We start from the raw sequence: 10,399 nt of genomic DNA, 5'->3' as shown, positions 1-10,399 counted from the left end.
GCCCCCCCATTTTGCCCCCCCCCCCCGGGGGGGGGGGGGGGGGGGGGGGGGGGTGCTCTCTCCTCCGCAATCAACCCTACTGCAGGCGAAGGCCTTGCGGCCTTGTCACCCCCACCCCGACCCTCCCCCCTCAAGGGGGAGGGAGTAAAAGACCCATCCTCCCCCCTCGAGGGGGAGGGAAAAGACAGAACCAAAAAGCTGGACGTTGTCTTCGAAAGAAGGGCTCTACCGTCCCAGCAATCGACCCCGCAGGCGCAGGCGCAGGGCGTTTAGCTTGATGAAGCCTTCGGCGTCGCGCTGGTCGTAGACGGTGTCTTCTTCGAAGGTCACGATATCGGCGTCATACAGGCTCTTGGGCGCGCTGCGGCCGGTGATCAGGACGTTGCCCTTATACAGATTGGCGGTGACCTGACCGGTGACGACGCTGCTGCAATGATCAATGGCGGCTTGCAGCATTTCGCGTTCTGGGGAGAACCAGAATCCGTTATAGACCAGTTCCGCATAGCGCGGCATCAACTCGTCCTTCAGATGCATCGCACCGCGATCCAGCGTCAGGCTTTCAATGGCGCGGCGCATCTGGAACAGGATCGTGCCGCCTGGGGTTTCGTAAACACCGCGAGACTTCATGCCGATGAAACGGTTTTCCACGATATCCAAACAGCCGATCCCATTGCGCCCACCCATTTCATTCAGCTTGGTCAGCAGGGTGGCCGGGCTCATCTTCTCCCCATTGATTGCGACCGGATCGCCCGCTTCAAAATCAATCGTGATCTCTTCGGCCTTGTCCGGTGCATTCTGGGGCGACACCATGCGCGACAGGATCAGGTCCATATCGGCGGCAACAGCCGGATCTTCCAGGATTTTCCCTTCGGAGGAAATGTGCAGCAGATTGGCGTCCTGGGAGAAGGGCGCTTCGCCGCGCTTGTCCTTGGAAACCGGAATCTGATGCTGTTCGGCATAGGCGATCAGTTTTGTGCGGGAATTCAAATCCCATTCGCGCCAGGGGGCGATGATCTTGATGTCCGGCTTCAGCGCGTAATAGCTGAGTTCAAAGCGGATCTGGTCATTGCCTTTGCCGGTCGCGCCATGGGCAACCGCATCGGCACCCACCATCTTGGCAATTTCAATTTGGCGCTTGGAAATCAGCGGGCGCGCGATGGAGGTGCCCAGCAGATACGTGCCTTCATACTGAGCATTGGCGCGAAACATGGGGAAGACATAGTCGCGCACAAATTCTTTGCGCAGGTCTTCGATGAAGATCTCCTTGATCCCCATCATCTCGGCTTTCTTGCGGGCCGGCTCCAGTTCTTCACCTTGCCCCAAATCGGCGGTGAAGGTCACAACCTCACAGCCATAGGTGTCTTGCAGCCAGCGCAGGATGACCGAGGTATCCAAGCCACCGGAATATGCCAATACGACCTTATTAACGTCTTTTTTCATGCCAGCCTCGCGCACCGATTTGTCCAGTAGGTCCACAAGGACCCGCACAGGGGTTCTAATCGCCACACAGACGGTTGGCAAGCTGAGCGCTAAGACCTTGTCTCAGTGAAGACTGTGGCGGCTGACTCCTTCCGGTCGGCGCAACTCCGGTAAGTCCCAATCCCGCATCGGCAGGTCTAGCCCCGCGCGCTCCAGAATATCCGCCCATAGGCTGAGCGGGCGGTGACTGGCCCTAGCTGCCGAGGGGGGAAACAACGCCTCCGCCACCGGCTGGGCGGCTATGGCAATGCCCTGTTGATGACAGGCCAGAAGATGCAGCGCACGTTTCTCGTCACAGGTCAGGGCGCGCTTGCAGGGGGCGGAGATTTCCACCGGCCGCCTGGCGCCGACCTTAAAAACCCACAGTGCGCCATCAATGCTGGGCATGGCCTCTGTTGCGCCCACCGTGCGATAGGCCTGGTCCAGAAGCGGACGATGGCTGCCGTCTGGCGACAAGGTCGCAAACCACATGCGCATCGTCCAAACCGCAAAACGCTCCCCAAACCAAAGATTATCCAGTTCCAAAGCGGTGTTCAGGGCTTCTACAGGGCTGGGCCCCGCCATACGGATCAACATGCCAGCACCTCCAAACATGAACGATGCAGGGGCTTGGTTCCACGATGCAGGCGGCGACCGCGTAGTATCATAAGACTGCCAAAGAAACGCTCCAGCCGCTCGGCAGACACGGCGATGGATTTGCAATGAAGAACTCTGTTCAGCGGGGCAAGCATATAACCTCTCCGTTCAAAAATAGGACCCCTCATCGTTACCGCAAATGCGAATCATTCGCAAATACTATTTATCTTCATTTTCGCATTTCATTGATCTGGATTGCCGCCCGGTCATCGGCGTGATACCGGCACGGGATGGGTGTCGATCCGATCCATCACCGGGTCGAGGGTCTGTGGAGACGAAGATATGGTCCGCGCGCTGCAGGAAAGTTGGACATTGTTCCTGGGGCTGTTGCTGTTGATGATCAGCAACGGGCTGCTGGTGACATTGCTGACACTGCGCGGCGCGGAATTGGGATTTTCCCAGACGACCATCGGGATAATGCAAGCCTGCTATCCATTAGGGGCTCTGTTTGGCTGTGTCGTTGTACCCCGATTGATTGAGCAGGTCGGGCATATCCGAACCTTTGGCGCGCTCGCCTCCCTGTGTTCCACAGCCGCCCTGATCCATATGCTGACCCAGGACCCTTTCAGTTGGTCGGCAATGCGCTTTCTGGCGGGGTTTTGCTTCACCGGCCTGTATGTCATCGCCGAAAGCTGGCTGAACGCGCGGGCCCAAAATCAGAACCGCGCCGCCATTCTGTCGATCTATTTCATTGTCCAGACAGGGGGATCGGCCAGTGGCGTGGCAATGGTCGGCCTGCCGGACCCATCGGGTGGCTTGCTATTCGCGATCACTTCAATCCTGGTATCGATCTGCCTGGTACCGATGCTGATCACCCGGGTCAAAGCCCCGGAGTATAGCGCCCCCGATCGCCTGTCGATCCGCACCCTGATTGGCATATCCCCCATGGCGGTCAGCGGCGCAGTACTGAATGGGATGGCCCAGGTTGCTTTATTCGTCGGTCTTCCCCTCTATGGACTGGCGCGCGGCATGTCAGATGGACAGGCAGCGTCTCTGCTGGTTATCGTCACACTCAGCGGGGCGATATGCCAGTTTCCCATCGGCTGGTTATCAGACCGGATGGATCGCCGCTTGGTGGTGGCCGGGGCCTCCCTGATTGGGGCTGGCTTCTTTGCGCTCTTGGCTGTAGGGCCAACGGGGATTTGGCTTTACGCCGCCCTGGCAGGAATGGCGGCTGTGACATTCCCGATCTACTCCCTGTGTGTTGCCCATGCCAATGACCGATTACAGCCCAACCAGATTGTGCCCGCCAGCGGCACCCTGGTCATGGCGTTGAATGTCGGCAGCCTGATCGGGGCACTGCTGGGACCCGCTGCAATCCGCATGTTTGGCGCATCGGGATTCATGATCTTTATGGCTGGGATTGCGCTGACCACCTTTGGCATCGCTTGGCTGAGGACCAGTCGCCGCGCCGCGCCGCTGGAAACTGGCCCAACCACAGCAATCGCCGCCGTAGGGGCGCAGGGAATCGGAGAATTGACGCAACCAGACCACTCAGCCGACCGATGAAATGAAACACTCTGGATAAAGATAAAAGCAGGGTAGGTCCTCAGCACTACCCTTTCGCAACAGGAGATCACAATGGCCCCCCGCAATATCCTGATCGTCATGGCAGACCAGCTAACGCCCTTCATGGTGGGATGTTATGGCAATCCCGTGGTGAAGACACCCCATATGGATGCACTGGCGGCACAGGGGGTGCGGTTCGATGCGGCCTATAGCAACAGCCCGCTGTGCACACCTGGTCGCTATGCCTTTATGACGGGCCAGTATATTTCCCGCTTTGGGGGATGGGACAATGCGGCCTATTTGCCGTCGACCGTGCCGACCTTCGCCCATTATCTGCGCCTGATGGGGTATCGCACCGGGCTTGCGGGCAAGATGCACTTTGTGGGGGCAGATCAGCTTCACGGCTTTGAAGAGCGCCACACCACGGATGTGTATCCGGCGGATTTCGGCTGGGTGCCAGACTGGCGCTCACCAGAAAAGCGGATTGACCTGTGGTATCATAATATGTCGTCAGTGGTGCAGGCAGGTCCGGCCTCCATTACCAATCAATTGGCCTATGATGATGAGGTCGGGGCGGCGACGCTGCGGGCGATTTATGATGCAGCCCGGACAGAAGACGAACGCCCCTTCTGCTATGTCGCCAGCTTTATTCATCCCCATGATCCCTATGCGGCGCGCCCCAGCTATTGGGATCTGTATGACGATGCGGATATTCCCATGCCGCACGCGCCCCGCCCCAATGCTGCTGATAACGACCCCCACAGCCTGCGCCTGGAACATGCCATTGCACTGGATGCCGTTGATATTGATGATGCTGATATCCGCCGCGCGCGCCGGGCCTATATGGCCAATGTATCCTATGTCGATGACTGGCTGGGCAAGCTGGGCGCCGCGCTGGTGGAAACCGGTCAGGCGGACGATACCGCGATCCTGCTGGTTTCCGATCATGGAGATATGCTGGGCGAACGGGGCCTGTGGTACAAGATGACCTTCCGCGAATGGGCCTGCCGTATTCCCATGGTGCTGCATGTGCCAGGCCGCGCCGGGCAGGGTGTCAGCATCGCCAATCCGGTCAGTCAGGTGGACGTAACCCCAACCCTGCTGCAATTAGCCCATGAAGCCACCGGCGCGCCCATTCCGGACGCCATCGATCCATTGGATGGAACCAGCCTGCTGCAGTTTGTGGATGGCACGACACAGCGCGACACCACGGTGGCAGAATATACCGCGGAAGGCACCGGTCAGGCGATGCTGATGCTGCGGGATGGCTCCTGGAAATACATCTGCTGTCCCGGTGATCCCGATCAATTGTTCGACCTGGCATCTGATCCAAATGAAGAAATCAATCTGGCCGATGCTGCCGAACAGGCCCCGCGCATGGCCGACTTTCGCGCCCGGGCACAGGCCCATTGGGACCCGGCGGATATCCATGCCCGTGTGCTGGACAGCCAGAACCGCCGCCGCGTCCTGTCAGCCGCATTGCGCATCGGTCAGCATACCGGTTGGGACTGGCAGCCCAAACGCGACGCGACACAGGAATATACCCGCAGTCATATGGACTTAACGTCTCACGACATCACCAGCCGCTCCCCTCGCCCGGTTCCGTTCAAACCGAAATGGAGCTAAAGATCGACAAGACTGAATACAGGAAACTCTTTAACAGGAAGCATCGATATGTTAATAATTTCTGAATTATTTAACATATCGAGCAAACATGTTAAAACAATCCTATGAAATACCCACACTTCCCCTGGATATTGATGTCGAGTCGAAAGCTGTTCTGAAAGCGCTTTCGACGGCACATCGATATCTTGCTGAAGTCAAAGGGCGCGCCGCCTCAATCCCTAACCAGGGCATTCTGATCGACACGCTGACCTTGCAAGAAGCAAAGGCCAGTTCGGAAGTTGAAAATATAGTCACGACTCAGGATGACCTGTTTAAGGCCGACCCTATTATGGGCTCCCCCGATTCACCTGCCGCAAAGGAAGTCGCGCGATATCGTGAGGCGTTGAAAGTAGGCTTTCAGGAAATTGCCGCATCGCACGGCAATATAACCAACAATACCTTAATCGCGATGTTTCGTATCTTGAAATCCAGAGAGGACGGATTTCGCAGAGTACCTGGCACCGCTTTGAAAGAGGGGGTCACGGGGAGGGTCGTGTATGTTCCACCTCAAGAGTTCGATGTCGTTCAGCGATGCATGGCGAATCTTGAGCAATATGTGAACGATCCACCGGTTTCGGAACTGGACCCGATCATCAGGATGGCGATTATCCATCATCAGTTTGAGAGCATACATCCTTTCCCGGATGGAAATGGCCGGATCGGCCGCATCCTGAATGTGCTGTACTTAACAAAAATGGGATTGCTGGACACACCGATCCTCTACTTAAGCCGCCACATCACCAAAACCAAGATGGAATACTATACCCGCTTGCAGGCAGTCCGGGATGCTGGCGACTGGGAAGGATGGATCCTGTACATCCTGACGGCTGTTGCAGAAACGTCAAAGACCACTCTTGTGCTCATGACGGGCATTCGGGATTTGATGGCGGAATACAAAAACACACTGCGCCAAAAATTGCCCAAGATTTACAGCCAAGACTTGCTGAACAATTTATTTCGACACCCCTATACACGCATCGAATATATACAAAACGATCTTGGCGTATCGCGCCAAACCGCGGCAAAATATTTGGATATGCTGGCCGATGCCGAATTTGTGACAAAAGTGACTCAGGGGCGCAGCAATTATTATGTAAACACCAGACTTATCAACTTGTTCATTCAGGCCGCTGCGTAACGCCTGATCAACACACGCTCAAACCAAAGGCAGACCTATACAACGCGGTTTTGTGCAAGGGCTAACAGGGCGTCCAGGTCACAATGGGTTTCCATGTGATCTGCCAGGCCGTCCAGGGTTCGTTCGACCACGGTATCATAGGCTGTGGATTGGACGCGTCCATCGCGGAACCGGTTCAGATACGCATTGCGGAATGTATCATCGGCAAAGATACCGTGCAGATAGCAGCCCGCGATTTGGCCGGATGCGGCAATGGCCCCGTCCGGCTTGCCATCGATTTCGACCATCGGGACCGCGCAACCCGGCCCCTCGGTCTTGCCCATATGCATTTCATACCCGCGGATCGCAGCCCCCGTCGTCAGGTCCACCCCCGTCACCTGAACCAGTCGCTTTGGCCCCTTCAGCACGGTTTCGACGTCCAGATGCCCCAATCCTTCGATTGTACCGGGGGGGCCTTCGATGCCTTCGGGATCCGCGATCCTTTGACCCAGCATCTGATAGCCGGCGCACAGGCCCAGAACCGATCCACCCCGGCGAAGATGCGCGGACAGGTCGATATCCCACCCATTGCGCCGAAAATCCTGCAAATCGGCGATTGTCGCCTTTGATCCAGGGATCAGCACCAGGTCAGCATCCCCCGGCAGGGCCTGACCCGGCGACACGACGACCAGGGTAACATCCGGTTCTGCACGCAAAGGGTCCAGATCATCAAAATTCGCAATCCGGCCCAGTCTGGGCACGGCAATCTTAATTGGGGCGGCACCATTGCCTTGGGTTGCCATCGCCCCCCGATCCATCGCCACAGCATCTTCTGCAGGCAGCAGATGCGCATCAGGAAACCAGGTCAATACACCGAAACACGGCAATCCAGTTCGGCCTTGGATGGCAGTCAGCCCATCATCGAATAAGGAAACATCACCGCGAAACTTATTGATCAGATACCCCCCCAACCGTGCCTGTTCAGAGGGTTCCAGCACCATATAGGTGCCAACCACAGAGGCGATCACCCCGCCCCGATCAATGTCAGCGACCAGGATTACCGGCAGATCCGCCGCCTCAGCAAAGCCCATGTTGGCGATATCACCGGCGCGCAGATTGATTTCGGCCGGGCTTCCAGCCCCCTCGACCAGGACCAGATCGACATCCCGGGCCAGGATATCAAAACTCTCCAAAGCTTTCGGCAGCAAGGTGGATTTCAGGCCATAATAATCCCGTGCCTTGGCGGTGCCAAACACATGCCCCTGCACAATGATTTGCGATCCATAATCTGATTGGGGTTTCAGCAGGATTGGATTCATATGCACAGACAAGGGCTGTCGGGCGGCCAAGGCTTGCAGTGCCTGTGCGCGCCCGATCTCTCCGCCATCCGGGGTGACGGCGGCATTGTTTGACATATTCTGCGGTTTAAACGGGGCGACGCGCAACCCACGACGGGTATAGGCACGCGCCAAGCCGGCCACCAGCAGACTTTTCCCAACATCCGAGCCCGTGCCCTGAAGCATCAGGGCCGGGCAATGGGGCGCATGCGCCATAAACCCGCCCTGTCTATTGTTTGGTCATCAATTCCTTCAGGGTTTGGCGCAATTGATCCGCCTGTGGATTTCCAACCACCCCCTTCAAGACGATTTCACTGGGCGTTACGGATTGTCCATAATATTCGCGGTTCAGGGTTTCCCGGGGCACAAGCGCGGTTCCTTCAACATTAAAGCCAAGAAATGCGCCTTTTGAGATGGAATAGGCAATGACATCCGCATCCATGTTGCTGGTGGTGGACGCTTCCGCGCCACTGCCATAGGGACCAATCGCGCCGGAAATTTCGCCGCCGATCTGAACCTGATCGTCCAGAATGGCTTGCAATCCGCGCCCGGTCATCACGATCAACAGCATCTCTGACGACTGCCCGCCAAATTGCAGCCCGAAAGAGGCAGACCCAATCGACAGGAAGGCCGGATAGCTCCATTCATTATTTGCGCCGCGCGCCATCAGAATCCCCGATCCGCCTTCTCCGCCAATCAAAAAACCACCCTTCAACATAGACGGGATAACCACAACAGCTTTCGATTCGCGCAGATAATGGCGCACATATTTCGAAAATTCGGGATGATCCCACATATTCTTGATGGTAAATTCTGATTTGACCACCAGTTGTTCGGCATCTTCGACCCGTGCCTGGGCTTGAAGTGTGGAGGTCAGACTGACGGCCAGAAACAGCGCAATCGTCCCGATGAACTGTGCTATGGATCGCATGGATTAAATCCTTTCCTGCAAACGCGCGCCAGACGGCGACGCGGCTTAAAATTCAATCCCGATCTGCGCCTTCACGCCGGACCGGAAGGGATGTTTGATCTGCGTCATTTCTGTGACCAGGTCTGCAATCTCGATCAACTCTTCCTTGGCGTTGCGACCGGTGATGACGACATGCAGCATGTCACGACGGGCCTGAAGCGTGTTTAGGACCTCTGCCAGATCCAGATAATCATAGCGCAACACGATGTTCATTTCGTCCAGGATCACCATGTCGAAACTGGGGTCCGCCATGGCTTCCTTTGCGAAATCCCAGGCCGCCGTCGCCGCCGCAATATCACGGGCGCGATCTTGCGTGTCCCAGGTGAATCCTTCGCCCATCGCCTTCATCACACACAGATCGGGGAAATGTTTCAGAACTTCGCGTTCCCCCGTGTTCCACACACCTTTGACAAATTGAACGATACAGACCTTTTTACCATTGCCAACAACGCGCGCAGCAAGGCCCATGGCAGCCGTGGTCTTGCCTTTGCCCTTGCCGGTATGGACCATCAAAAGGCCCTTTTCGATGGTCTTTTCCGCCAGCATCTTGTCGCGGGCGGCTTTCTTCTTGGCCATCTTTTCGGCGTGGCGTTGATTGATTTCGTCTTCGGTCATGCCATCGGTTTTCATACCGGTCCGTATCCCCAAATTGAATCTGCAGCCCCAATCAGCGCAGAACTTCCTATCCCGCCGAATTTCGCACGATTCGAGCATCCGACCAGGGAGATTTAAGGCTGAAATTGAGGCAATTTTGAGATCAGGATGGCCCAACGGGCCAATAAACAGCCGCAGGCCGCCTATTCTGCTGCTAAGGCTGGCGTCGAACTGCGCTGTGACAGGGCAACTGTTTCCTGCTGAGCCTTCGCCGCAGCGGCTTCTTTTTCACGGGCGATCCGGGCCTGTTCCATTTCCATCTGGCGCAGCCGATATTCAGCGTTGCGAAGACGTTTGCGCAAGGAACCCGCGCCAACAAAGGCCGCGATCGCACCGATAAGAAATCCGAAAATCAAAACAATGAACAAGGCCAACGCCGTGGGCATGGTGACTTCAGTGGTAAAAGGCCACAGCCGCAACGTCATGATATCTGTATTGGAAACAGCGAAAGAAATCGCCACCAGCAGAATTGGCACGGTGATGATTAGACCAAACAGCTTTGAAATCTGTCGCATTCGCCTATCTGTTCCTCCGGCCTTCGCCATGATACCCGCCCTAGCCGTCACATGACTTCGCGGGGGTTAAGACCGATAAAGACCTGATCGATTGAATGAAAGCCGGATCAATCCGCGTTCAGGCGTTCCCGCAATTGCTTGCCGGTCTTAAAGAAAGGCACCGACTTCGCCTCGACGGAAACAGCCTCTCCCGTGCGGGGATTGCGACCGGTGCGAGAGTCACGCGCCTTTACGGAAAAAGCGCCAAATCCGCGCAATTCAACCCGGTCACCCTGGGCCAGAGCCTGCGTCACCTCGTCGAATACGGTCGACACAACCCGTTCCACATCCCGTTGAAACAATCCCCGACGCTGAGCGATACGGGCGATTAAATCGGACCGTGTCATATAGTTACTCCCACCTGTTTGGGGCGCATCGGATGATCCTCTTCCTGCGCCAATTTTTGTCCTATCGATATCGCGGCATTTCAGTCAGCGCGTCAAAACAGGCGCTCTTGCTGTCTCAGCCGTGATGATAT

At 56.6% G+C, this 10,399-nt stretch carries 10 protein-coding genes; 3 read left to right on the top strand and 7 right to left on the bottom strand.

Annotation, left to right across the window (positions count from 1 at the left end; translation table 11 throughout):
- Positions 1-225: 225 nt before the first annotated feature.
- Complete coding sequence (locus ACOSDR_RS19455) at positions 226-1,440, bottom strand: argininosuccinate synthase (RefSeq protein WP_420732308.1); 1,215 nt, start codon at positions 1,438-1,440, stop codon at positions 226-228.
- Positions 1,441-1,542: 102 nt separating this feature from the next.
- Positions 1,543-2,055, bottom strand: coding sequence for a hypothetical protein (locus tag ACOSDR_RS19450; protein WP_420723460.1), 513 nt, complete (start codon positions 2,053-2,055; stop codon positions 1,543-1,545).
- 342 nt (positions 2,056-2,397) lie between these two features.
- Here ACOSDR_RS19450 and ACOSDR_RS19445 point away from each other — a divergent pair, with 342 nt between their 5' ends.
- From ACOSDR_RS19445 to ACOSDR_RS19435, 3 genes are all read left to right on the top strand, one after another.
- Positions 2,398-3,624, top strand: coding sequence for an MFS transporter (locus tag ACOSDR_RS19445; protein ID WP_420732307.1), 1,227 nt, complete (start codon positions 2,398-2,400; stop codon positions 3,622-3,624).
- Between the two features lie 72 nt (positions 3,625-3,696).
- Positions 3,697-5,250: a choline-sulfatase gene (betC, locus tag ACOSDR_RS19440; protein WP_420732306.1), complete on the top strand. Its 1,554-nt coding sequence runs from the start codon at positions 3,697-3,699 to the stop codon at positions 5,248-5,250.
- Between the two features lie 88 nt (positions 5,251-5,338).
- Positions 5,339-6,427: a Fic family protein gene (locus tag ACOSDR_RS19435; protein WP_420732305.1), complete on the top strand. Its 1,089-nt coding sequence runs from the start codon at positions 5,339-5,341 to the stop codon at positions 6,425-6,427.
- A 35-nt stretch (positions 6,428-6,462) separates the two neighbouring features.
- On the opposite strand, the gene ACOSDR_RS19430 is transcribed toward ACOSDR_RS19435, so the two are convergent.
- The 5 genes from ACOSDR_RS19430 to ihfB form a co-directional block, all read right to left on the bottom strand.
- A complete protein-coding gene (locus tag ACOSDR_RS19430) occupies positions 6,463-7,959 on the bottom strand; it encodes a cobyric acid synthase (RefSeq protein ID WP_420723456.1) in 1,497 nt (498 codons plus the stop codon).
- 13 nt (positions 7,960-7,972) lie between these two features.
- Positions 7,973-8,674, bottom strand: a complete 702-nt coding sequence (locus ACOSDR_RS19425) for a lipid-binding SYLF domain-containing protein (protein WP_420723455.1) — start codon at positions 8,672-8,674, stop codon at positions 7,973-7,975.
- Positions 8,675-8,719: 45 nt separating this feature from the next.
- On the bottom strand, positions 8,720-9,343 hold the full coding sequence (cobO, locus tag ACOSDR_RS19420) for a cob(I)yrinic acid a,c-diamide adenosyltransferase (RefSeq protein ID WP_420723454.1): 624 nt from the start codon (positions 9,341-9,343) through the stop codon (positions 8,720-8,722).
- Positions 9,344-9,510: 167 nt separating this feature from the next.
- Positions 9,511-9,882: a lipopolysaccharide assembly protein LapA domain-containing protein gene (locus tag ACOSDR_RS19415; RefSeq protein ID WP_420723453.1), complete on the bottom strand. Its 372-nt coding sequence runs from the start codon at positions 9,880-9,882 to the stop codon at positions 9,511-9,513.
- 107 nt (positions 9,883-9,989) lie between these two features.
- On the bottom strand, positions 9,990-10,268 hold the full coding sequence (ihfB, locus tag ACOSDR_RS19410) for an integration host factor subunit beta (RefSeq protein ID WP_420723452.1): 279 nt from the start codon (positions 10,266-10,268) through the stop codon (positions 9,990-9,992).
- Positions 10,269-10,399: the final 131 nt, after the last annotated feature.

Source organism: Hwanghaeella sp. 1Z406 (assembly GCF_048892425.1).
Taxonomy (GTDB): Bacteria; Pseudomonadota; Alphaproteobacteria; order UBA8366; family Aestuariispiraceae; genus Pacificispira.
This window is presented reverse-complemented; position numbering and strand designations above follow the sequence as displayed.

Excerpts from the sequence above, each read along its gene's own strand:
- ACOSDR_RS19435 (WP_420732305.1), top strand. The coding sequence starts at position 5,339 with ATGTTAAAACAATCCTATGAAATACCCACACTTCCCCTGGATATTGAT.
- ACOSDR_RS19445 (WP_420732307.1), top strand. The coding sequence starts at position 2,398 with ATGGTCCGCGCGCTGCAGGAAAGTTGGACATTGTTCCTGGGGCTGTTG.
- betC (WP_420732306.1), top strand. The coding sequence starts at position 3,697 with ATGGCCCCCCGCAATATCCTGATCGTCATGGCAGACCAGCTAACGCCC.
- ACOSDR_RS19455 (WP_420732308.1), bottom strand. The coding sequence starts at position 1,440 with ATGAAAAAAGACGTTAATAAGGTCGTATTGGCATATTCCGGTGGCTTG.
- ihfB (WP_420723452.1), bottom strand. The coding sequence starts at position 10,268 with ATGACACGGTCCGATTTAATCGCCCGTATCGCTCAGCGTCGGGGATTG.
- cobO (WP_420723454.1), bottom strand. The coding sequence starts at position 9,343 with ATGAAAACCGATGGCATGACCGAAGACGAAATCAATCAACGCCACGCC.
- ACOSDR_RS19430 (WP_420723456.1), bottom strand. The coding sequence starts at position 7,959 with ATGGCGCATGCGCCCCATTGCCCGGCCCTGATGCTTCAGGGCACGGGC.
- ACOSDR_RS19415 (WP_420723453.1), bottom strand. The coding sequence starts at position 9,882 with ATGCGACAGATTTCAAAGCTGTTTGGTCTAATCATCACCGTGCCAATT.
- ACOSDR_RS19425 (WP_420723455.1), bottom strand. The coding sequence starts at position 8,674 with ATGCGATCCATAGCACAGTTCATCGGGACGATTGCGCTGTTTCTGGCC.
- ACOSDR_RS19450 (WP_420723460.1), bottom strand. The coding sequence starts at position 2,055 with ATGTTGATCCGTATGGCGGGGCCCAGCCCTGTAGAAGCCCTGAACACC.